This window comes from Microlunatus sp. YIM B11417 (assembly GCF_059617205.1).
Genome location: NZ_JCAMPJ010000003.1, coordinates 432,906 through 455,061, shown reverse-complemented (window position 1 = coordinate 455,061; position 22,156 = coordinate 432,906). Strand labels below are relative to the sequence as shown.

24 protein-coding genes and 1 pseudogene are annotated in these 22,156 nt (G+C 71.6%); 9 read left to right on the top strand and 16 right to left on the bottom strand.

Features of this window, described 5'->3' with window-relative positions; translation table 11 throughout:
- Positions 1-494 precede the first annotated feature (494 nt).
- The 6 genes from AC6CCG_RS17270 (at position 495) to thpD (ending at position 6,050) form a co-directional block, all read left to right on the top strand.
- The gene (locus AC6CCG_RS17270; protein ID WP_496655830.1) at positions 495-1,643 is read left to right on the top strand and encodes a VOC family protein; all 1,149 of its coding nucleotides are present in this window, start codon (positions 495-497) and stop codon (positions 1,641-1,643) included.
- A gap of 24 nt (positions 1,644-1,667) precedes the next feature.
- Positions 1,668-2,477, top strand: coding sequence for an MBL fold metallo-hydrolase (locus AC6CCG_RS17265; protein ID WP_496655829.1), 810 nt, complete (start codon positions 1,668-1,670; stop codon positions 2,475-2,477).
- A 435-nt stretch (positions 2,478-2,912) separates the two neighbouring features.
- Positions 2,913-3,341 carry a diaminobutyrate acetyltransferase gene (gene ectA, locus AC6CCG_RS17260; RefSeq protein WP_496655828.1) on the top strand — a complete coding sequence of 143 codons (429 nt, stop codon included), beginning with the start codon at positions 2,913-2,915 and terminating at the stop codon, positions 3,339-3,341.
- Positions 3,342-3,412: 71 nt separating this feature from the next.
- Positions 3,413-4,681: a diaminobutyrate--2-oxoglutarate transaminase gene (gene ectB / locus AC6CCG_RS17255; RefSeq protein ID WP_496655827.1), complete on the top strand. Its 1,269-nt coding sequence runs from the start codon at positions 3,413-3,415 to the stop codon at positions 4,679-4,681.
- 35 nt (positions 4,682-4,716) lie between these two features.
- Entirely contained in the window at positions 4,717-5,157 is a 441-nt protein-coding gene (locus tag AC6CCG_RS17250) for an ectoine synthase (protein WP_496655826.1), read from the top strand.
- Positions 5,154-6,050 (top strand): ectoine hydroxylase, encoded by an 897-nt coding sequence (gene thpD / locus AC6CCG_RS17245; protein WP_496655825.1) that lies wholly within the window; start codon positions 5,154-5,156, stop codon positions 6,048-6,050. The genes AC6CCG_RS17250 and thpD overlap by 4 nt, the downstream gene beginning before the upstream one ends.
- A gap of 57 nt (positions 6,051-6,107) precedes the next feature.
- Here thpD and AC6CCG_RS17240 read toward each other — a convergent pair whose 3' ends face one another.
- The 12 genes and pseudogenes from AC6CCG_RS17240 to hisI all read right to left on the bottom strand — a co-directional run.
- Positions 6,108-6,974, bottom strand: a complete 867-nt coding sequence (locus tag AC6CCG_RS17240; protein WP_496655824.1) for a hypothetical protein — start codon at positions 6,972-6,974, stop codon at positions 6,108-6,110.
- A gap of 37 nt (positions 6,975-7,011) precedes the next feature.
- Entirely contained in the window at positions 7,012-7,251 is a 240-nt protein-coding gene (locus AC6CCG_RS17235) for a VOC family protein (RefSeq protein WP_496655823.1), read from the bottom strand.
- Positions 7,252-7,367: 116 nt separating this feature from the next.
- Positions 7,368-8,342 carry a prolipoprotein diacylglyceryl transferase gene (lgt, locus tag AC6CCG_RS17230; protein ID WP_496655822.1) on the bottom strand — a complete coding sequence of 325 codons (975 nt, stop codon included), beginning with the start codon at positions 8,340-8,342 and terminating at the stop codon, positions 7,368-7,370.
- The gene (locus tag AC6CCG_RS17225; RefSeq protein WP_496655821.1) at positions 8,339-9,079 is read right to left on the bottom strand and encodes a DsbA family protein; all 741 of its coding nucleotides are present in this window, start codon (positions 9,077-9,079) and stop codon (positions 8,339-8,341) included. The genes lgt and AC6CCG_RS17225 overlap by 4 nt, the downstream gene beginning before the upstream one ends.
- A complete protein-coding gene (locus AC6CCG_RS17220) occupies positions 9,076-9,579 on the bottom strand; it encodes a MauE/DoxX family redox-associated membrane protein (protein WP_496655820.1) in 504 nt (167 codons plus the stop codon). The genes AC6CCG_RS17225 and AC6CCG_RS17220 overlap by 4 nt, the downstream gene beginning before the upstream one ends.
- 32 nt (positions 9,580-9,611) lie before the next feature.
- Positions 9,612-10,487: a tryptophan synthase subunit alpha gene (gene trpA / locus AC6CCG_RS17215; protein WP_496656281.1), complete on the bottom strand. Its 876-nt coding sequence runs from the start codon at positions 10,485-10,487 to the stop codon at positions 9,612-9,614.
- A 34-nt stretch (positions 10,488-10,521) separates the two neighbouring features.
- Positions 10,522-11,772, bottom strand: coding sequence for a tryptophan synthase subunit beta (gene trpB / locus AC6CCG_RS17210; protein WP_496655819.1), 1,251 nt, complete (start codon positions 11,770-11,772; stop codon positions 10,522-10,524).
- Between the two features lie 71 nt (positions 11,773-11,843).
- Positions 11,844-12,647, bottom strand: coding sequence for an indole-3-glycerol phosphate synthase TrpC (gene trpC / locus AC6CCG_RS17205; protein WP_496655818.1), 804 nt, complete (start codon positions 12,645-12,647; stop codon positions 11,844-11,846).
- Between the two features lie 34 nt (positions 12,648-12,681).
- Positions 12,682-12,924 (bottom strand): HGxxPAAW family protein, encoded by a 243-nt coding sequence (locus AC6CCG_RS17200; RefSeq protein WP_496655816.1) that lies wholly within the window; start codon positions 12,922-12,924, stop codon positions 12,682-12,684.
- 483 nt (positions 12,925-13,407) lie between these two features.
- On the bottom strand, positions 13,408-14,121 hold the full coding sequence (locus AC6CCG_RS17195; RefSeq protein WP_496655815.1) for a Trp biosynthesis-associated membrane protein: 714 nt from the start codon (positions 14,119-14,121) through the stop codon (positions 13,408-13,410).
- Between the two features lie 2 nt (positions 14,122-14,123).
- On the bottom strand, positions 14,124-15,623 hold the full coding sequence (locus AC6CCG_RS17190; RefSeq protein ID WP_496656280.1) for an anthranilate synthase component I: 1,500 nt from the start codon (positions 15,621-15,623) through the stop codon (positions 14,124-14,126).
- Between the two features lie 60 nt (positions 15,624-15,683).
- Positions 15,684-16,034 (bottom strand): annotated as a pseudogene (gene hisI, locus AC6CCG_RS17185) (phosphoribosyl-AMP cyclohydrolase); the annotation flags it as partial.
- A 73-nt stretch (positions 16,035-16,107) separates the two neighbouring features.
- Here hisI and AC6CCG_RS17180 point away from each other — a divergent pair.
- Both AC6CCG_RS17180 and AC6CCG_RS17175 read left to right on the top strand, forming a co-directional pair.
- Positions 16,108-16,764 carry a TIGR03085 family metal-binding protein gene (locus tag AC6CCG_RS17180; RefSeq protein WP_496655814.1) on the top strand — a complete coding sequence of 219 codons (657 nt, stop codon included), beginning with the start codon at positions 16,108-16,110 and terminating at the stop codon, positions 16,762-16,764.
- Between the two features lie 3 nt (positions 16,765-16,767).
- Positions 16,768-17,724, top strand: coding sequence for a GNAT family N-acetyltransferase (locus AC6CCG_RS17175; RefSeq protein WP_496655813.1), 957 nt, complete (start codon positions 16,768-16,770; stop codon positions 17,722-17,724).
- Here the strand turns inward: AC6CCG_RS17175 and AC6CCG_RS17170 are convergent.
- The 4 genes from AC6CCG_RS17170 to AC6CCG_RS17155 are packed head-to-tail and all read right to left on the bottom strand — an operon-like array spanning position 17,712 to position 20,969.
- Positions 17,712-18,803 carry a winged helix DNA-binding domain-containing protein gene (locus tag AC6CCG_RS17170; RefSeq protein ID WP_496656279.1) on the bottom strand — a complete coding sequence of 364 codons (1,092 nt, stop codon included), beginning with the start codon at positions 18,801-18,803 and terminating at the stop codon, positions 17,712-17,714. The two genes, AC6CCG_RS17175 and AC6CCG_RS17170, sit on opposite strands and share 13 nt — an antisense overlap.
- 2 nt (positions 18,804-18,805) lie before the next feature.
- Positions 18,806-19,600, bottom strand: a complete 795-nt coding sequence (locus AC6CCG_RS17165; protein WP_496655812.1) for an ABC transporter permease — start codon at positions 19,598-19,600, stop codon at positions 18,806-18,808.
- A complete protein-coding gene (locus AC6CCG_RS17160; protein ID WP_496655811.1) occupies positions 19,597-20,556 on the bottom strand; it encodes an ABC transporter ATP-binding protein in 960 nt (319 codons plus the stop codon). The genes AC6CCG_RS17165 and AC6CCG_RS17160 overlap by 4 nt, the downstream gene beginning before the upstream one ends.
- A gap of 41 nt (positions 20,557-20,597) precedes the next feature.
- Positions 20,598-20,969 carry a helix-turn-helix transcriptional regulator gene (locus AC6CCG_RS17155; protein WP_496655810.1) on the bottom strand — a complete coding sequence of 124 codons (372 nt, stop codon included), beginning with the start codon at positions 20,967-20,969 and terminating at the stop codon, positions 20,598-20,600.
- Between the two features lie 53 nt (positions 20,970-21,022).
- Between AC6CCG_RS17155 and AC6CCG_RS17150 the strand changes: the two genes are divergently transcribed.
- A complete protein-coding gene (locus AC6CCG_RS17150) occupies positions 21,023-22,156 on the top strand; it encodes a PQQ-dependent sugar dehydrogenase (protein WP_496655809.1) in 1,134 nt (377 codons plus the stop codon).

The following is a 22,156-nucleotide window of genomic DNA, read 5'->3' as shown; positions in this document are numbered from 1 at the left end:
GTCGAGGCCGGTGGCGGAGCCCAGGAACGGGGACTCTGCCGAGCGAAGCGAGCGAACCCCCTTCGTCCCCCGTCGTTCGCACTCCGCGAAACGGACCGGTTGCCTTGCGGCGTCTTGCCTTGCGGCGTCGGTGCACCCCGGAGGCGGCGCTGGCCAGGAGTGGTCCGGGCGATGCTAACCCAGCCCATCGGGCATCCTGGAACGGTTTTGCCCCGTGATCAGTGCACTCACACCGCATCACGTGCAACAACCTCGCGCCCAGGTCGGCACGCCCCCGAAGATTCCCGACCCGATCAGGTCCGGTTGCAGCACATCTTTCACACTGGGGCGCCTCGGTGTGACACCCCTCACCCGCCCGCGGGATGCTGCGAACGGCACCCATGATCCTATCGCGCGGTACCTGGGCCACTTCTTACCTGAGGGCCGACTGGTACGGCCGTCCGGGGTGCTGTCGGCCTGATCACTAGCCGCGACACGCCACTAGGGTGCGAGCCATGCATCGGAGTCGAGTCGCCGTCGTCCTGATCGATCAGCCGCGGCCGCGGTCGGAGGCGGCGCAGCGGTTCTGGGAGGCCGCGGTCGGGGTGCCCGCCGCCGACCCCTCGAAGACGTACGGCAGCCTCGGCTGGCTGGACGGGGTCGAGTTCGCGTTCCAGCATCTCGACGAGGGTGCGCCGCGGGTGCACCTGGACCTGGAGACCGATGACGTACCGGCTGAGGTCGGCCGGCTGGTCGGGCTGGGAGCCTCGATACGGGGGGACCACGGCGAGTACGCGGAGCTGGCCGACCCGGACGGGCTGGTCTTCTGCGTGGTGCCCGTCCAGACCGGCCCGGCGCGGTTCCGCAGGGGCGCCGTCGGCCGTTCCGGCCCGGGCGAGGACGGCGTGGACTGGTGGGATTGGCAGCGGACCTGGGACCGGCAGCAGGAGGCGTTCCTGCCGGATCGGGAGGAACGGCTGGCCGTCCTGTTCGACGCGGTCGAGGCGACCGTCGGGACCGAGCCGCGGGTGCTCGACCTGGCCGGCGGGACGGGGTCGATCACGATCCGGCTGCTGGAACGCTTCCCCGGCGCATCGGCCGTGCTGGTGGACGCCGATCCGGCGCTGCTGCGGATCGCCGAGCACACGATCGGCCAGGACGCTCGGGTACGGATCGCGCGCGCCGACCTGAGTGACTCCGGCTGGACCGCGGCCCTGCCCGAACCCGAGGGTCCGTTCGACGCCGTCCTCACCGCGACGGCCCTGCACTGGTTCACCCGGGACCGGATCGTCGGGCTCTACGGCGAGCTGGCGGGGCTGATCCGGCCCGGCGGCCTGTTCGGCAATGCGGACCACATGCCCGATCCGGGCCTGCCCACCCTGTCGGCGAGGCTGGCCGATCTCGCCGGGCGGCGCCGCGACCAGGCCTACCGGGACGGAGCCGCGGAGACCTGGCCGGGCTGGTGGGAGCGGGCCCGCGGGTCGGCCGAACTCGGCGATGCGGTCGCCGAGCGGGACGCGATCTTCCCGGCGCCGGACCAGGATCGCTGGCAGCCCAGCCACGACCACCAGCTGGAGGTGCTGAAGGCCGCCGGATTCGGCGAGGCCGGGTTAGTCTGGCGCGGCGGAGCGGACGCCGCCTTGGTGGCCGTCCGGCCGGAGTGATCTCAGGACGAGGGGAAACGACCGATGTTGATCTGTGCCACCTGCGCCGTCGAGTACGACGAGCCGACGCCCGAGGTCTGCCCGATCTGCGAGGACGAGCGTCAGTGGGTGCCGGCCGACGGACAGCACTGGACCGACCTGGCCACCCTGGCCGGCGAGGGCCGCACGATCACCTGGACCGAGCGCGAGCCGAACCTGGTCGCGCTCTCCGCCGATCCCGGTGTCGGCATCGGCCAGACCGCCGAGCTGATCAGCACGCCGGCCGGCTCGCTGCTCTGGGACCCGCTCGGCTTCATCGACGACGAGACCGTCGAAAGGATCAAGGCCAAGGGCCCCGTGCTGGCGATCGCCGCCAGCCATCCGCACATGTTCGGCGTCCAGCTGGAATGGGCCGCCGCGCTGGACGCGCCGGTGCTGGTCTGCGAGGCCGACCGGGAGTGGCTGGGCCGGACTGGGTCCGCGGTCGAGTTCTGGTCCGACCGGCGCGACCTCACCGATGGCCTGTCCCTGCACCAGGTCGGCGGTCACTTCCCCGGCAGCTGCGTCGCCGTCTGGGCGGCCGGCGCCGAGGGCCGCGGCATCCTGTTCGCCGGCGACACCGTCTTCCCCAACCCGGACCGGACCTCGCTGGGCTTCCTGCGCAGCTACCCCAACAAGATCCCGCTCTCCGCCGCCGTCGTCGACCGCGTCGCCACCCGGCTCGGCCGGTTCACCTTCGACCGGATCATCGGCAACTTCGGCAACACCGTCGCCGCCGGCGGCCAGGAGATCCTCCGCCGCTCCGCCGACCGTCACATCGGCTGGGTCCGCGGCGACTTCGACCACCTGACCTGACCGCAGCCGATCCTGATCATGCGGACCCGCTGAACAGGACAAGATCACCGAGCGGCCGCGAATCCTAAGCCAGGAACGCAAGCGGGGCGACATCGAGGCTCGCCTGAGGTCCCTTTCAAGATCTTTTCCGGGCGAGACTCAGTGTCGACCCATGATCTTGATCACGTGCACATGCCTTGTGAATCCCTTGCACAGAAGCGATCCGGAGCAGCCCACCAGCACAGTGACTCCGGCCTGCGCAATCGTGATCGACTGATCCGGCGTGATCGTCCATACTCCGAGATCGGCATCTCGAGCACCCCCCGCCGATCATTGCTGATCTTGGTCGCCTAAGGTCCCTGGTCTATGTCTGAGATCCTCGAGACCACAGACCGACCTCCGAAGACCAACCGGACAACAGAATTACGAAGCCCGTCGACAGCCGACGGCGGCGCCATGTGGCGACTCGCCCGAGACTCGCGGACGCTCGATCTCAACTCCTCCTACGCCTACCTGCTGTGGGCCCGCGACTTCGCCGACACGTCGGTGATCGCGACCGTCGATGACGAGGTGACCGGCTTCGTCACCGGCTACCGAAGACCCGAAGCACCGGCCACACTGATGATCTGGCAGGTGGCCGTCGCGCCCGAACACCGCGGGCGCGGCCTCGCCAGGCGCATGCTGGACCATCTCACCACCGACGAGGATCTCGACCAGCTCGAGACGACCATCACGGCCGACAACCACGCGTCGATCGCCCTGTTCCGTTCGTTCGCGGCGGCTCGCGGAGCTGCCATCGAACGCCGGCCCCTGTTCCCCGCCGAGGACTTCCCCGACGGGCATCAGGCCGAGCTCCTGTTCCGGGTCGGTCCCCTCGCCGGCTGAACCTCCCGGCCGTCCCTCGTCCCGCACCGTCCCGCGACGGCGCAGCCTGCCGCTGCGCCCGAAAGGAAGAGATGAACCAAGCCTCCTCACCCGACATCTTCAGCGAACTCGAGTCGTCCGTGCGCAGCTACTGCCGCGGCTGGCCGGTGACCTTCGCCCGCGCCCAGGGCGACACCCTGTACAGCGAGAACGGCGACGCCTACCTGGACTTCTTCAGCGGCGCCGGCGCCCTGAACTACGGGCACAACCCGCCCGAGCTGCGCGAGCCGCTGATCGACTATCTCCGCGACAACGGCGTGCTGCATTCGCTGGACATGCACACCGCCGCCAAGCGGGACTTCCTGACCACGTTCCGGGACCTCATCCTGCGGCCACGGGAACTCGACTACCGGGTGATGTTCCCCGGCCCGACCGGCACCAACGCGGTGGAGTCGGCGCTCAAGCTGGCCCGCAAGGTCAGCGGCCGCGAGCACGTACTGTCGTTCACCAACGCCTTCCACGGCATGACCCTCGGCTCGCTGTCGGTGACCGGCAACTCGATGAAGCGGCAGGGCGCGGGCATCCCGCTCACCAACGCTTCGAAGCTGCCGTACGACGACTACTTCTCCGGCACGGTCGAGGACTTCGCCTGGCTGGAGCGGGTCCTGGCCGACAGCGGGTCCGGGGTGGACCAGCCGGCCGCGATCATCGTCGAGACCGTCCAGGGCGAGGGCGGGCTGAACGCGGCCCGGGACAGCTGGCTCCGGCGTCTTGCCGAGCTGTGCCGCCGGCACGAGATCTTCCTGATCGTGGACGACGTCCAGGCCGGGTGCGGCCGGACCGGGACCTTCTTCAGCTTCGAGAGCGCCGGCATCGTGCCCGACATCGTCTGCCTGTCCAAGTCCATCTCGGGCTACGGCCTGCCGATGGCTCTCACCCTGATCCGGCCCGACCTCGACCAGTGGGAGCCGGGCGAGCACAACGGCACGTTCCGGGGCCACAATCCGGCGTTCGTCACCGGCCGCGCGGCACTGGAGAAGTTCTGGTCCGACGACGTCTTCGCCAAGGAGGTACGCGAGCGCTCCACCGAACTGCACGGCGGCCTCGCCCGGATCGCGGACCGGCACGGCGGCGTCGTCTGCGGCCGCGGCCTGCTGGCTGGGATCCGGTTCGCCGACGCCACCGTCGCCGGACGGATCGCGGAGACGGCGTTCCGGCACCGGCTGCTGGTGGAGACCTCCGGCCCCGAGGGCGAGGTGCTCAAGACGATGCCGCCGCTGACCATCACGGCGGACCGGCTGGCCGAGGGGGTGGCCCGGATCGGGACCGCCGCCGCCGAAGTGCTGCAGCCAGCGGCCTGACCGGCCGGATCCATCCCGACGAGAGGAGCAACACCATGATCGTGACCCAGCTGACCGACCTCGACGACACCGACCGCGACGTCCGGACCGAGACCTGGCGCAGCCGCAGATTCGTGCTGGCCTCGGAGGGAGTCGGATTCTCCTTCCACGACACCGTTCTGTACGCCGGCACCGAGACCTCGATGTGGTACGCGAACCACATCGAGGCCGTCTACTGCGTCGGCGGCGAGGGCGAGCTCGTCAACGACGAGACCGGCGAGGTGCATCCGTTGCGGGACGGGACGCTGTATCTGCTCGACGGCCACGAACGTCACACCGTACGGGCCCGTACGGATCTCCGGATGGCCTGCACGTTCAATCCGCCGGTGACCGGCCGCGAGGTCCATGACGAGCGCGGGGTCTATCCGCTGCTCACCGACGGCGGGACGTCCGCCGCCGAACCCACCGCCGACGAGATTCAGGAGGCTCAAGCATGACCGGAACCCTCGAACACCCGACCGACCTCTACCCGACCCGGACCACCGGCGACTTCAGCGAACTCGAACGGCAGGACCCCGTCGTCTGGGGCTCCGAGCCCGGCCCGATCACCGCCGAGACCCTGGCCGGGTTCGACGAGCGGGGCTACCTGTCGATCGACCGGCTGGTGACGGAGGCCGAACTGGGCCGGTACCGCGACGAACTGCACCGACTGTCGACCGACCCCGCGGTCCGAGCCGACGAGCGGACCATCGTCGAGCGACAGAGCCAGGAAGTCCGCTCGATCTTCGAGGTGCACAAGATCTCCGAGGTCTTCCGCGAACTCGCCGCCGATCCCCGCGTCGTCGGCCGCGCCCGGCAGATCCTGGGCTCCGACGTGTACATCCACCAGAGCCGGGTCAACTTCAAGCCCGGCTTCGACGGCAAGGAGTTCTACTGGCACAGCGACTTCGAGACCTGGCACGCCGAAGACGGCATGCCCCGGATGCGAGCCGTCAGCATCTCGATCTCGCTGACCGACAACCACGCGTACAACGGCGCGTTGATGATCATGCCCGGGTCGCACCGGTCCTACATCTCCTGCGGCGGCGAAACGCCGGCGGACAACTACAAGTCCTCCCTCGTCCAGCAGGAGGCGGGAACGCCGGACCGCGACAGCCTGAGCCGGCTCGCCGACCGGCACGGGATCGACGTCCTGGAAGGCAACGCGGGCGGAGCGATCATGTTCGACTGCAACTGCATGCACGGGTCCAACGGCAACATCACGCCGCTCCCCCGGTCGAACGTGTTCATCGTCTTCAACAGCGTGGAGAACACCTGCGTCGCCCCGTACGCGGCGGCCCGGCCGCGCCCGCCGCACGTAGGGGCGCGCGACTTCACCCCCGTGGGCTGACGGCGGCTCGGGCCAGCGGGCGACCACGGCCGGAGACCGTGGTCGCCCCGCCTCCCCTCAGCGGTCGGCGACGGCAGCCAGCATCCGATCGCAGGCAGCCGTCCAGTCGACCCTGCCGTCGAGGTAGCCGGTCCAGGCCTCCGTGACCGGCCGGCGGAACTGCGGCCAGGCCCGGTCGAAGAGTCCGGTCGCGTCCAGGTACGGCTCATGATCGACACCGAGGCCGGCCAGGGCTCGCCGTACCGTTTCGCCGGTGAGCACGAACAGGACCACGTGCCAGAGTTCGTCGAGGCCCGTCCGGGACGGATCGATCCGCTCCCGGATCGCCAACTGCAGCGGGCGGGCCAGCAGGTGGGACGCCTCGTGCAGGACGATCTCCACGGTCAGCCAGTCGCGCTGGTGCGGATGGGTGGTCATGCAGCAGATGTGGGCCGGCTGGACGTTCGTATAGGCCGGCAGGGCGTGACCCACCCAGACCGTGTCGACCCGCACCGGGGCCTCCGGCCAGGGGTGCCGGAAGACCCGCTCCAGCTCGGTCAGCACCTCCGGCAGCAACGGGCCCAACCGCTCCGCCAGCGCAGCGGACCAGTCCTTGTTGATCTTGTCGTGGGCCGGCCAGTCGGTCTCCGCGTACGGTTCGCGCAGCGGATCGAACACGTCGGCCCAGCCCGCCGGCGCCTCACCCTCGCCGAAGGCCAGCACCAGCCTCAAGCCCGACAAGTCGTCGTCCAAGAAGAGATCGCGGTCCGCGAACCGTTCCCGGTAGTACGTCACCGCCGGGGCGAATTCCGACCGGCCGCTCAGGGCCAGGTCGTCCGGCACCGCTTGCGCCCGCGCCCGTCCCGGCACGCCGCCGAACGCGGCCGCGTAGAGGAGATGGTGCAGGTTGAGATCGAGATCGCTGACGTACTCGAACGGTCCCATCGCCTGATCGTAGGCGGAACCAGGGTTGACCGGTCCGTCAGTCGGCCACCGTGCGGCGGTCGACCGACTGCTGGAAGCGGAGCAGGTAGCCGTCCGGATCGGTCACCAGGAACTGCCGCACTCCGGCCTCCTCGGTTCCACTCACCCGGTACCACTTCAGTTCCGGCTCCAGGAACAGCGGCCAGGCGGCACCCGAGAGCGCGGCAAGGATCGGCTCGAGGTCCGACACCGCGATCTGGAGATTGATCCCTCGCCCCAGCGGCGGCTCCAATGCCACCGCACCAGAAGTCGAGGCTGGTGGCGACGTCGGTGACGAGCAATTCCGGTACGAGAGCCGGGCCCGTCATGCGACCGTCCCTTCCCTGGGTCCGGGCCGCCCGGTTCGCTGCCGGGTCAGGTCGACTCGGCCTTCAGCGGCTTCTCCGCCGCCGGCGGTTGATCCGCCCCGGACGGCTCGGACTCCTCCGGCTCGGGGTCGGCGGCGGACCGGTCGTCCTTCGCGTGGTCGTCGTCCGCCGGCGGTGCGGCGGCGGGCGGGTCGCCCTCGACGATCTCCTCCCGGCCGGGCCGGAACTTGAACAGCAGGATCACCACGATCACCGCCGCCACGAAGACGATCAGGGACGTGTAGTTGTTCAGCCGGAACCCACCGACCTCGTTCACCGGATCGATCCGGAGCGCCTCGATCCAGAACCTGCCCGCGGTGTAGAGGACGACGTACAGGGCGAAGACCTTGCCGCGGCCGAGCTTCAGGCGCCGGTCCAGCAAGATCAACACGACGAAGGCGCCGAGGCACCAGAGCAGCTCGTACAGGAACGTCGGGTGGAACGTCTCGAACTGCTCGTAGCCGGCCGGCCGGTGCTGCGGATCGATCGCCAGGCCCCAGGGCAGCGTCGTCGGGGCGCCGAAGAGCTCCTGGTTGAACCAGTTGCCGAGCCGCCCGATCGCCTGCGCCACCAGGATCGCGGGTGCGACGGCGTCGGCCAGTGCGGCGAACTTGATCTTGCGCTTCCGGGCCACCAGCCAGGCCCCCAGCGCACCGAGGGCGACGCCGCCCCAGATGCCGAGGCCGCCCTGCCAGATCTTCAACGCGTCCAGCGGATCACGGCCGGGGCCGAAGTAGAGTTGGTAGTCGGTGATCACGTGGTAGATCCGGGCGCCGACGATCCCGAACGGTACGGCCGCGGCCACCACCAACTCCATCGAGTCGGGCCGGCCGCCGCGTTCCTTCCAGCGCCGATTCGCGATGAAGTACGCGACGACGATGCCGATGATGATGCAGACGGCGTACGCCCGCAGCTGGAAGCCGAAGATGTTCCAGGACGACACGGGCGGGCTCGGGATGCTGAGCACCGTGAGTTCGGTCATCGGGCGGCCGTCGCCTTCTCGATCATGGCGACGAGCATCTCAGGTGTCGTGGTGGTGAGGTCAACCGGGTTGCCGTCGAGCGCGATGGTCGGGGTCTGCTGCACCCCGGCCCGGTCGGCGGCGGTCGTGATCGAGTCCACCCAGGCCTGGTGGGTCCCGTTCGCGAGGCAGTCCCCGAAGGAGGCGGGGACCTCGGCGGACACCCGGCCGGCCAGGTCGGTCAACTGGTCGCTGCTCCAGTCCAGGTCGCGGTTGGCGAACAGGCCGCGGTAGTACGCGGTGCCGAAACCGGCCTCGGCCGCGCAGGCGAACCCGTTCGCGGCGGCCACCGAGCCGGCGTCGTGGAACGACATCGGGTAGACGTCGATCGCCACCGAGCCCTGCTGGACGGCGGCGAACAGCCCCGGCCCGTAGTCCTGCTCGAAGCCGGCGCAGCCCGGGCAGTGGAAGTCGACCCAGGCGGTCAGCACGTGCGGCGCTTCCGCCCGGCCCAGCCGGACCGGCTTGCCGTCGGCCAGTTGCAGCGGCGCCAGGGTCTCGGCCCGCTCCGGTACGGCGCTCGGCATCCGATTCACCCGCCACACCTGGTAGCCGACGCCGGCGCCGACGACGAGCAGGAGCAGGACGGCCGCGGCGATGATCAGGGTCCGCAGGTCCTTCCGCCGCTGGGCCCGCTGCCGTTCCTGCTCCGCGGCCTGGCCGCCCTTCCCGCCGGGACGCTTGGCCGACGCGTTCACCGGCGCCCGCCGATCAGGGAGGCCTCGCGGTCGTGCTCGGCGGCCGCATCCTCGTCCAGGGAGGCCCGGTCGAAGCTGAACCGGCTCCGCGGCCGGACGATCAGCCAGCCGGCGCAGACCAGCAACCCGACCGTGCGGACCACCTCGAAGCCGTACTGAGCCTGGCCCGGCGCCACCTCGCCGCCACCGCCGAAGCAGCCGCAGTCGACGCTCAGCCCGCGGGCCGCCGCCGACGCGACCGCGACGAGGAACAGCACCATCAGCACCGCCGACACGATGGCCGCGACCCGGGTGACCGCCCCGGCCAGCAGGACCAGCCCGAGCAGGATCGAGAAGAACGGGATCATCCAGCCGACCGCGACCGCCAGGGTCTCCGGCAGCAACTGATAGGCACGCACCCCGGCCGCAGAGTCGGCCAGGTTGACCATCTTGATGGCGCCGGCGGCGATCAGCACCCCACCCAGCAGCCACCGGGCCAGCGTGGAGATCCACGAACTCACCGGATGCGCGGCTGCGTAGGGGTGCTGGAGACTCACTGAGGGACTAACCCGACATCTCCCGCAATGGTTCCTGCCGTGTCCGACTTGTGACCGGGACTGTGAGCACGGACACCCTCGGCCAGGTCCGCGACCAGGCCGCGCAGCGCGGTCAGGTCGTCCGGCCGGCCCGCCGCGTCGGCCTCGAGCAGCGTCGACACCAGCGCCGACCCGACCACGACCGCGTCGGCATAGCCGCCGATGTCGGTGGCCTGGGCCCCGGTCGAGACGCCGAGCCCGACGCCGACGAACGCCTCCGGCACCGCGGTACGGATCCGGCCGACCAACTCGGGCGCCGCCGAGGACACGGTGGCCCGGGCGCCGGTCACGCCCATCACAGCCGTGGCGTAGACCCAGCCGCGGCACTCGTTCACCGTCCGGGCCAGGCGTTCGTCGGTCGACGACGGCGAGACCAGGAACACCTTGTCCAGCCCGCGCGCGTCCGCGACCTCGATCCACTCCGCGCCCTCGTCGGGGGTCAGGTCGGGCGTGATCAGCCCGGCCCCGCCCACCCCGGCCAGGTCCCGGGCGAACGCGTCGACGCCGTACCGGTCGACGAGATTCCAGTACGTCATCACGACGGCCGGCGTTCCGGTCGAGGTGACCGCCTCGACCGCCGCGAACACGTCCCGGGTCCGTACCCCGCGCTCCAGTGCCGCGGTCCCGGCCCGCTGCACGGTGACGCCGTCCATCACCGGATCGCTGTACGGGATGCCGACCTCGACCAGGTCGACGCCCGGCGAATCGCCCTCGCCGGTCAGCGCGCGCAGCGCCGCCAGCGACCCGGGCACGGACGGGAAGCCGACCGGCAGGTAGCCCACCAGCGCGGCCCGCCCGCTCTGCCGGATGTCCGCCAGCGCAGCGCCCGTGATGCCCTGTTCGAAGCTCCGCTGTTCGGAACCCATGTCAGCCCAACTCCTTGCCGGCGTCGACGTCGAGCTTGAACCAGTCGATCGCGGTCGCCACGTCCTTGTCGCCGCGCCCGGACAGGCTGACCAGCACCAGCGGCGGCTCGCCGTCCGCGCGGCGCAACCGCTCGCCCAGCTTGAGCGCGCCGGCCAGCGCGTGCGCCGACTCGATGGCCGGCATGATGCCCTCGGTCCGCGACAGCAGCCCGAACGCCTCCATCGCCTCGGCGTCGGTGATCGCCTCGTACGTCGCCCGGCCGGTGCTGGCCAGCCAGGAATGCTCCGGCCCGACGCCGGGATAGTCCAGGCCGGCCGAGATCGAGTGCGAGTCCTTGGTCTGGCCGTCCTCGTCCTGCAGCACGTACGTCCGCATGCCGTGCAGCACGCCGACCTCGCCGCCGGTGATCGCCGCCGCGTGCTTCCCGGTCGCGACGCCGTCACCGCCGGCCTCGAAGCCGTACAGGGCGACCTCGGTATCGGGGATGAAATCGGCGAAGATGCCGAGCGCGTTCGACCCGCCGCCGACGCAGGCGGCGACGGCGTCCGGCAGCCGCCCGTAGCGGTCCAGCAGCTGGGCCCGGGCCTCGGTGCTGATCACCCGCTGGAACTCGCGGACGATCATCGGGAACGGGTGCGGACCGGCCACCGACCCGATCAGGTAGTGGGTGCTGTCGACGGAGGCGACCCAGTCGCGCATCGCGTCGTTCATCGCGTCCTTGAGCGTCCGGGTGCCCGACTTGACCGGCACCACGGTCGCGCCGAGCAGCTGCATCCGGGCCACGTTGAGCGCCTGCCGCTCGGTGTCGACCTCGCCCATGTAGACGGTGCAGTCCAGTCCGAAGAGCGCGGCGGCCGTGGCGGTGGCGACGCCGTGCTGACCGGCGCCGGTCTCGGCGATCACCCGGGTCTTGCCCATCCGGCGGGTCAGCAGGGCCTGTCCGAGCACGTTGTTGATCTTGTGCGAACCGGTGTGGTTGAGGTCCTCGCGCTTCAGCACGATCGTGGCCCCGGAGCCCTCGGCGAAACGGGGCACCTCGGTGATCGGGCTGGGCCGGCCGGTGTAGTCGGCGCGCAGCGCGGCCAGCTCGGCCACGAACGCGGGATCTGCGACCGCCTTCTCGAACTCGGCGTTCAGCTGGTCCAGCGCCGCGTACAGCGCCTCGGGGACGTATTTTCCGCCGAACGCGTCGAAGTGCCCGCGCTCGTCGGGCAGCCGTCGATCCGTCGATGGGGTGGTTGAACTCGACACAGTAGGAAACTTTCCTGGAAACGGCCCCGGCACGAGGCCGGGACACGGAAGATCATCGAATTGTTGCCTGATCAGGACTTGTAGAGCGCCGGGTGGGCACCGGCGGCGACCAGGTCGGCCACGCCGGCCCGCGGGTCGCGGCCGGTGACCAGTGCCTCGCCGACCAGCACCACGTCCGCGCCGGCCCGGGCCAGTTCGATCACGTCGTGCGGGCCGCGGACCCCCGACTCGGCGATCCGGATGATCCCGTTCGGGATCGACGGCGCCAGCCGGGCGAAGGTGCTCTGGTCGACCTCGAGAGTCTGCAGGTTCCGGGCATTGACGCCGATGATCTTGGCGCCGGCGTCCACCGCGCGCTTGATCTCCTCGGCGGTGTGCACCTCGACCAGCGGGGTCAGGCCGATCGATTCGGCCCGCTCGATCAGGCTGACCAGCTCGTTGTCGTCCAGGGCCGCCACGATCAGCAGGGCCAGGTCGGCACCGGCCGCGCGGGCCTCGAACAGCTGGTAGGCCGTGACGATGAAGTCCTTGCGGAGCACCGGGATGTCGACCGCGCAGCGGACCTTGACCAGGTCCTCCAGCGAGCCGCCGAACCGCCGCCGCTCGGTCAGCACCGAGATCGCCGCCGCGCCGCCGGCCTCGTACTCCCCGGCCAGGGCGGCCGGGTCCGCGATCTCGGCGAGCGCGCCCTTGCTCGGGCTGGAGCGCTTCACCTCGGCGATCACGGCCACCCCCGGCGCGGACAGCACCGGGCGTGGATCGATGGCCGGGTTGGCGTGCTGGACGCGCTCCTTCAGCCGGTCCAGCGACACCTCCTGCTGGCGTACCTCAAGGTCGGCACGCACGCCGGCGATGATGTCGTCTAGTGCTCCCATGGCTGGCTCACCCGATCAGCTCGTACGGCCGGCTTCAGTCAGCGCCGAAGCCGAGTTTGCGCAGGATTTGGGTCACGATCAGGGCCACGACCAAGATCGCGACCCCGATCCAGAACAGCGGCCAGTTGGGTCCGATGACCATGGCGATGCCGCCGACGATGAAGCCGATCATCCCGATCGTCACGCCGATCCAGGCAGCCGGAGTCCGGCCGTGGTGGACGTGCTTCGCCCGGGTCGGCGCGGAGTTCTCCTCCGCCACGTTCGATGTGTCAGTCATGGTTCCCTCGCCTCGCCATGTTTCCCCCATTGTGGACTCTCGGCCCCTCCGAATGCACATCGGGGTCGTGAGCAGGCGCTATGACATGCTCGCCCGATGCCCACGATCGAGACGGGACGGCGATGACCGGACATCAGCGGCGCGTCTCGTTCGAGGAGCGCCTGCCGCGGACGACCGCCTCACCGCGCATCTCGACCGCCCCGCGATCGTCGAACTGCTGGACCCGGCCGCGCGCACCGGCCTGTCCGCCACCCTGGCCCGGGACGCCGCCGCACGGGGCCCGCCGGGGACATCGCCGACCTGCCGTAGCTGTCGCTCCGCCGCCACGGTCCGGCCGCACGGAACACCGGCCGCGCCGGCCGAGTGGTTCGGCGCCGGGTGGCGCCGAGCTTCGCCGAGGCCTGCCGGTGTGACCCCGTGGCCCCGCCCACACCGCGGAGCAATCCGCGCCCCGGTGAGCCGCCCACCGAACCGCGCGTCGGATCAGTCCAGGGTCTCCCGGTCGCCGGTCCTCGACCGGCTCGCTCCGCCCGGGTCGCCAGGCTTCGAGGAGCTCGCGTCGTCCTGGTCGCCGGACATCGGTGCGCCCACGTCCTCCTGGTCGGCCCGCACCGTCGGGTCGGCGCCGGCGTCCATCGCCTTCCAGAGGTCGATCGGCTCCGCATCCGCCGTCGCGGCGCCGGACCGATCCCGCCGGAACCGGTCGGTCCGGGTCGGCCAGGACGGCGCCGTGACCATGATCAGGATCGCGGCGGCGAGCAGCAGCACGCCGGCGATCACGTACCCGATCGGCCAGGGGGTGCCGGTCAGCGCGAACTCCTGGCTCAGGCTGACCTGCTGCAGTTTGGCCCGTACGGCGGCGGTGTCCGGCTGGAACCGGAAGCCGCCGACGACGATCACGGCGATCCCGACCAGCCCGAGCAGGCCGGCCAGCACCTGCCGGCCCCGCCCGCGCAGGGTCAACGCCAGCAGGAACCCGGCCAGCGCCACCGCGCCGAGTGCCTGGCTCAGCCCGGCCGTCGCGTCCGACCCGGTGAAGACGACGCCGGCATCGCTCCCCTGGGCCCGCCACCACGGCTGGCCGGAGATGATCAGGGCCAGCAGCCCGGCCAGGGCCACCCCGGCCAGCGCGACGAACCTGGCCCGGCCCGGGCTCAGCCCGGCCACCTTGGTGATCGTGGTGTCGGAATCGACCATGATCAACTTTTGGCGGGCACCGGCTCGGCGAAGGACTCCGCGACGGAGATCGCCCGGATCACCGCGGCGGCCTTGTTCTGGCTCTCCTGATCTTCGCTGGCCGGCACCGAGTCGGCGACGATGCCGCCGCCGGCCTGCACGTACGCGACGCCGTCCTTGATCAACGCGGTCCGGATCGCGATCGCGGCATCGGCGTCACCGGCGAAGTCGAAGTAGCCGACCACGCCGCCGTACAGGGCCCGCCGGCTCACCTCCAGCTTGTCGATGATCTCCATCGCCCGGACCTTCGGCGCGCCCGACAGGGTGCCGGCCGGGAACGCGGCGAGCACGACGTCGAGGGCGCTCCGGCCGTCCGCGATGGTGCCGGTCACGGTGGACTCGAGGTGCATGATGTGGCTGTACCGGCGCACCTCGGCGAACTCGATCACCTCGACCGTGCCCGGCTTGCAGACCCGGCCGAGATCGTTCCGGCCGAGATCGACCAGCATCACGTGCTCGGCCCGCTCCTTCGGATCCGACTCCAGCTCCGCCTCGTACGCGGCGTCCTCGGCCGGCGTCGCGCCGCGCGGCTTGGAACCGGCGATCGGGTGGGTGATCGCGGTGCCCTCCTTGACCGTGACCAGGGCTTCCGGCGAGCAGCCGACGATGTCGAAGCCGTCCATCCGGAGCAGGTACATGTACGGACTCGGATTGGTCAGCCGGAGCACCCGGTAGATGTCCAGCGCATCGGCCGAGGTCTCCACCTCGAACCGCTGGCTCACCACGATCTGGAACGCCTCGCCGGCCTTGATCTCCTCGATGGCCGCCCGCACCGAGTCCTGGTACTCGTCGGCGGTGCGCTGCCGCCGGATCGGCAGCTGGTGCTCGCGGTCCGCGGCCACGACGGCCGACGGCGTCGGCCGGCGCAGTGCCTCGGTCATCGCGTCGACCCGGGCCACCGCGTCCGCGTACGCCTCGTCGACCCGCTCGTCCGTCGCGTCGTAGTTGATCGCGTTGGCGATCAGCCAGACCTCGCCGGTGTGCTGGTCCAGCACGGCCAGATCGCTGGCCAGCAGGAACGCCAGCTCGGGGATCGCGATGTCGCCCGGGTTGGTGTCGGGCAGCACCTCGACCCGGCGGACCGCGTCGTAGCTGAGATAGCCGACCAGGCCCGAGGTGAACGGGGGCAGACCCTCGGCGCGCGGCGTGTGCAGCAGCCGGAGCGTCTCCTGGACCGCCTCGATCGGGTCGCCGTCGGTGGGCAGGCCGACCGGCGCGTGCCCGGTCCAGTGGGCCTCGCCGTCCTGCTCGGTCAGCGTCGCCACGGTCTTCACGCCGATGAACGAGTAGCGGGACCAGACGCCCTGCTCGGCCGACTCCAGCAGGTAGCTGCCGGGCAGGCCGCGGCTCAGCTTGGCGTACAGCCCGACCGCGGTCTCGGTGTCGGCCAACAACCGCCGGTAGACGCTGATCACGCGGCGGTCCTTGGCCTGGACCCGGAACTCGTCCAGCGTCGGCGTCACCGGCGCCTCGGTCCGTACCTCCTGGTCACGGTCGAGGACCACGGCCGGCAGTTCCCGGTCGTCGAAGCAGGTGTGCGTCCCGGTGTGGCAGGCCGGGCCCTCCTGGTGGACCTTGATCAACAACGCGTCGCCGTCGCAGTCCAGCCGGACCTCGCGGACCCACTGCCGGTTGCCGCTCGTCTCGCCCTTGACCCAGTGCTCCTGCCGGCTCCGCGACCAGAAGGTGGACCGGCCGGTGGTCAACGTACGCCGCAGGGCCTCGTCGTCCATCCAGCCGAGCATCAGCACGTCGCCGGTGCTCTCCTCCTGGATCACGGCGGCGACCAGGCCGTCGGGGTCGCGCTTCAGCGCTGCAGCGATGTCGGCCGGCAGCGTTTCAGGGTTGGCGGTGGTCTCGGACACGGGGTCCATTGTTGCGGTTGTCACCACGGAGTCTTGCACCGGATAGCTTGGCAATCGTTCGGGTGTCCTAGCATTTCTGCACATGACCTTCGCGAAGTCGGAACGCGCCGCGTTGTGTGACCTCTTCGACGAGGCCGGTCCGGACGCGGCGACCCTCTGCGAAGGCTGGTCCACCCACGACCTGGCCGCCCACCTGTGGATCCGGGAGACCGACCCGCTCGGTGCGCCCGGCATGCTGGCCAAACCGCTGGCCGGGCTGACCGAGCGACGGATGGCCGAGACCAAGCAGCGCTGGGAGTACGGCGAGCTGGTGGACCGGCTGCGGCACGGCCCGGCCCGGTTCTCGGTGTTCGCGCTGCCCGGGGTCGACGACGCCGCGAACACGACCGAGTTCTTCATCCATCACGAGGACGTACGGCGAGCGGGCGCGGTCCCGCAGCCCCACCGGGAGCTGGACGCCGAGGTCGAGGACTGGATGTGGCGGCGGCTCAAGCTGCTCGGCCGGGCCTTCTTCCGCCGGGCGCCGCTCGGCGTGGTGCTGGAGCGGGCCGGTTCGGTCGGCGACGACGGCGAGCCCGAGGCGATCCGGGCCAGCACCGGCGCCACGATCGTCACCGTGGTCGGCGTACCCAGCGAGCTGATGTTGTTCGCCAACGGCCGGACCGCCGCCGCCGAGGTGAAGCTGGTCGGCGAGCCGGCCGCGATCGACCTGCTCAACTCGACCGACCTGAGCGTCTGACCCGTGGATCTGCGGACCCGGCCGCTGAGCCGCGCCGACCTGCCGGCCTGGGTCGACCTGCTGGAGGCCTGCGCGGAGGCCGACCGGACCGGCGAGCACTACACGCCCGAGGACCTGGCCGAGGATCTCGAGACGCCCGGTCTCGAGCTGGACCGGGACACACTGGCCGTGCTGGGCGACGGGCGGTTGGCCGGCTGGGCCACGCTGGCGGCACGGGAGACGACGGAGCCGGTGTTCCGGCTCAGCCTGGACGCCTCGGTGCACCCGGCCCTGCGCGGTCGCGGGGTCGGCACGACCTTGATCACCTGGGCGATCCGGACCGCCGAGGCCCGTCACGCCGCGGCCGGGACCGACCTGCCGCTGAACCTGCGTACCGGCCTGCCGGAGGCGGACCGGGGCGGCGACCGGCTGCTGACCCGGCACGGCTTCGCCGCGGTCCGCTGGTTCACCGAGCTGACCTGGGATCTGTCCGCCACTCCCCCGCAACCGGCGCCGGAGCCGGCCGGGCTGACGCTGCGGACGTACCGGGACGAGGACGAGGAACCGCTCCGGCAGCTGCGCAACGCCGCCTTCGCCGATCACTGGGGCGCCGGCCAGTGGACCGTCGAGCAGTGGCGGCACTACAAGACCCGCAGCCGCAGCTTCCGGCCGGACCTGACCTGGCTCGCCGTCGACGCGGACGGGACGCCGGTCGGACTGGCGCTGACCCAGTATTTCGAGGCCGACACGGCGGCGACCGGTCAGCGGGACGCCTGGATCGACACCGTCGGCACGGCCTCGAGCCACCGCAAGCGTGGCATCGCGTCGGCCCTGATCCGCCGGGTCGCCCGGACCGCAGCCGAACTCGGCTTTCAGACCACCTCGCTCGGCGTCGACGCCGCCAGCCCGACCGGCGCCGACACGCTCTACCGCTCACTCGGCTTCGAGCCGGTCCGGGGCTTCGTCAGCTACGACCGCTGAGTCTCGACCGTCGCGCCCGGCAGCAGCCGCTCGGCCTGGTCTTCGATCGCACGGTGCAGAGTTCGGCCGGGCGTCTCGAAGAGTTCCACCGTGACCGAGCGGCCGGACCGGACCTTGCGATCCCGCCAGCTGCCGATCACCTCGCCGCCGCGGAGCACCGCGCCCGGGTTGCGGACCGCCCGCCAGACCTTGGCCCGCCGGGCCGGGTCGGCCACCAGGAGCTTCCGCTCCGCCAGTTCCAGGTACGGGTCGTGCGGCGGCACCAGGCGGACCACGGGTTCGGCCGGCCCGGCCGGTGCGGCGAGGTCGTCGGCGTGGATCCAGCAGCGCTGGCCCGCCACCCGGACCGGCTCCAGTTCGTCGGCGAGCAGGTCCCACCAGGCGCGGGCCGCGGACGTACTCAAGCCGAGCCAGGTGCCGAACCCGGCCGGGGTCGCGACGCCGGCCAGGTGCAGGTAGCGGCGCAGCAACTCCCGCCGGGCCGAGTCCGGGTCGACATCCTCGATCACGCCGTCGTACGGGTGCAGCCGGAAGGATCCGGCCGGCTCCGGGACGACGACCAGCCCGGCCTGCAGGGTGGCCTGCCGGAACAGGCCGTCGTTCAGATGGTGCGCTGCGCAGCCGGCGCACCACGGCGAGAGCGCGGGATCCAGCCGGGCCGTCACCGCTCCGCTCAGCTCGCCCTTCGTCAGCGGCCCGCCGTCAGCCGTGATCGCCCGCATCGCCCCCGCCGCCTCGGCCACCGCGGCCGGAGCGTCCGGGACCGCCAGGTCGCCGAAATTGCCCCGGGCCGGTTCGTCGGGCCGCTGCCAGCGCAGGGCGGCGACGAGCAGCGGCAGGTCGGCCCGGCGGTGCAGGTGGATCGCACTCCGTACCGAATAGGCGCGGAGCAGTCCCTCCTCCGCGTCGTCGGCCGGCTCGGTCCGGGCCCGCAGCGCGAGCGGCGCCGTCCGGCCGACCGGGTTGTCCCGGATCCCGGCACCGAGCACGGCACAGTCGGCCGGCCTCGCGGCCGGGGTGATCAACTCCTGCGCACGGCGGCGATGGTCGAGAACCCGGACCCGGTCCAGCTCTTTCATGATCACGACCGCCTTCCCGATCGAAACCGGCGACGCAACTGGAACAGCGAGACACCGAGCCCGAGCGCCCAGAGGGCCGCCAGCCAGACGATCCCGGCCGCGGCGTCGACCGGGCCCGGTGCGAAACAGCTCCGGACCAGATCCGCCAGCGCGGTGATCGGGTTGTGCTCGGCTGCGGGGCGCAACCAGGCCGGTAGCCCGGCCACCGGCACGTACGCGGAGCTGGTGAAGGTCAGCGGGAACAAGATCACGAAGGTCAGGTACTGGGCCGCCTCGGCACTGCGGGTCAGCAGGCTCGCCGCGGCCCCGAGCCAGCTGAACACCCAGGCTGTGGCGATCATGATCATGACGCCGGTGACGGCCCGGGACGGACCCGCCTCGGCCCGCAGCCCGAGTGCTGCGCCGATCCCGACCATGATCATCAGGACGGCCGCCGCCCGGGCCAGATCCCCGACGGTCCGGCCGAGGACCGGAGCGACCGGGCCGGCCGGCATGGTCGCGAAGCGTTCCACCGCACCGCCGCGGAGTTCGTCGGCCAACCCGGCGGCGGTGGTTCCCATGCCGAGGAACGCGGCCGTCTGCACGAGCAGACCGGGCAGGAAGTACGCCGCGTAGTCGCCCGGTGGACCCATCGCGCCGCCCAGCACGAAGGCGAACAGGCAGGCGAACATCACCGGCTGCACCAGGCCGAGCATGATCACATCCGGGCTGCGGCGGAGCAGCAGGAGATGGCGGGCGACGAACACCGGCACCGCCGCGATCGGTCCGGCCGGCACCCTGGCCGGCACGGCCGTCACCGGGCACCTCCCCGGCTCGTGCCGGCCCGGGCCAGGAACACATCGGTCAAGGACGGCGGCCGCAGGTTGAGTTCCGCGACACCGATGTCCTCGGCCAGCAGGCACCCGATCAGGGCCGGGATGCGCTGCGGTCCCTGCGGCACCGTGACCGCGATCGACGACTGCTCGGGCACCGACTCGACCGTCCGCCCGGTCAGCCGGCCCACGGCGGCGGCCGCATCGGCGACCCGCCCCGGCTCGGAGATCACCAGCTCGATCCGATCGCCCGGCAGCGCGGCGATCAGCTGGGCCGGCGTACCGGCGGCGACGACCCGGCCGCGGTCGAGCAGGCAGACCTGGTCGCTGAGCTGCTCGGCCTCATCCAGTTGTTGCGTGGTCAACAGGACCGCGGCGCCGGCCGCGACCCGGTCCTCGATCAGCCGCCAGACCGTCCGGCGGCCGATCGGATCGAGGCCGACGGCCGGCTCGTCGAGGAAGATCACGGCAGGCTCGCCGATCAGGCCGGCGGCCAGGTCGAGGCGGCGCCGCATCCCCCCGGAGTAGGTCCGGACCCGGCGGTCCGCGGCGCCCCCGAGCCCGGTCAGCGCGAGCCACGCGTCCGCGCGCTCGACCGCCGCGGCCCGGCGGTATCCCCAGAGCCGAGCCGAGAGGCGCAGGTTGTCCCGCCCGGTCACCTGGTCGTCCAGGGTGGTCTGCTGGCCCACCGCGCTGATCAGCCGTCGTACCGCGCCCGGCGACCGGGCGACGTCGTGGCCGTGGATCCGCGCGCTGCCCGAGCTGGGCCGCTCCAGCGTCGACAGCACCCGTACCGCGGTGGTCTTGCCCGCGCCGTTCGGGCCGAGCAGGCAGGTCACCGTACCCGCCGGCACCTCGAACCCGATCCCGTCCAGGGCTGCCACCGGTCCGTAACGGACGGCCAGGTCGGTCACCTCGATCGCGGTCCGTGTCGTCGTCATGATGATCAACTTACGACCGGAGCCCGACCCGCCAGTGTCGGCTATTCAGGTTCGGTGCCGTACAGCGCCGCGAGCAGTTTGCCCATCGCCGTCTGCGCCGTCGCGGAGGACCGCGGGCCGATCACGGTCAGCGCCGCCACCAGTGCCGACGCCTCGCCGGGCGTCAGCCGGATCGGCGGGAGGTCGCGCCGGGCGTCGATGGCGTAGCCGCCGCCGGGGCCGCGCCGGGTGGTGATCGGCACGCCGGCGGCCGTGAGTTCGGCAACATCGCGCTCGATGGTCCGCGCGACGGCGCCGACCCGATCGCCGAGCACCTCGGCGGTCACGGCCTTGGGCGCGCTGATCCGCAGCTCCTCGATCAGCCGATGCTGGCGTTCGACGCGCGGTATCAGCGGCTGGGCGCGACCGGGCATGATCGCACGATAGCCCCATGGCGCCGTTTGGCCGATCGGTGGAGACTGGCCCGATGATGTTGCCCCGCCGCCGCTTCCTCGGACTCGCGGCCGCGGCCGGCGTCGCCGGTTGCTCGCAGCCGGAGCCCGTTCCACCATCGCCCAGCCCGGCCCCGTCCTCGCGCGGGCCGTCGCCTCTGGTCGGGTCGAAGAGCCCGTCCGCGACGCCGACCCCGACGCCCAGCTCGACCGAACTCGGCGCGCCGAAGGCCACCGAGTTGATCACCGGGCTCACCTCCCCGTGGGGACTGATCCCGCTCCGGGACGGCAGCTTCCTGGTCTCCGAACGGGACACCCGCGAGATCAAGCGGATCGTCGGCAAGGAGGCCGCGGTCGTGGCGACCGTGGCCGAGGCCGAGCCCAACGTCGAGGGCGGTCTGCTGGGTATCGCCGCCAGCGCCGACGAACGTGTCGTCTTCGCCTACTTCACCACCGATTCCGACAACCGGGTGGCCCGGTTCAGCTGGGACGGCAACCAGCTCGGCCAGCCCGACGTGATCCTCCAGGACATCCCGCACGGCGCCCGGCACGACGGTGGCCGGCTCCGGGTCGGTCCCGACGACCTGCTGTACGTCAGCACCGGCGAGACCGGCGAGGCGGGCCTGGCCCAGGACCGTGACTCGCTGGCCGGCAAGATCCTCCGGATCACCCCCGACGGGTCGCCGGCGCCCGGCAACCCGTTCGACAGCGAGGTGTACAGCTTCGGCCACCGGAACGTGCAGGGCCTGGCGTTCGATCCCGAGGGCCGACTCTGGGCCAGCGAGTTCGGCGACCAGACCTGGGACGAGCTGAACCTGATCGAGGCCGGCGGCAACTACGGCTGGCCGCTGGTCGAGGGCGAGGGCGGCGGCAGCGACCTGATCGACCCGCAGGCGGTCTGGTCCACCGCGGACGCTTCGCCGTCGGGGCTGACGTACTGGAAGGGATCGCTCTATCTCGCCGCCCTGCGCGGCGAGCGCCTCTGGGAGATCCCGCTGGACGGCGACCGGGCCGGCGAGCCGATCGCCCACTTCACCGAGGAGTACGGCCGCCTCCGCTCGGTCGAGGTCTCCGCCGACGGCGAGTCGCTGCTGGTGCTCACCAACAACACCGACGGTCGGACCCAGCCGCGGGACGGGGACGACCGGCTGCTGCGGATCACCCGGTGA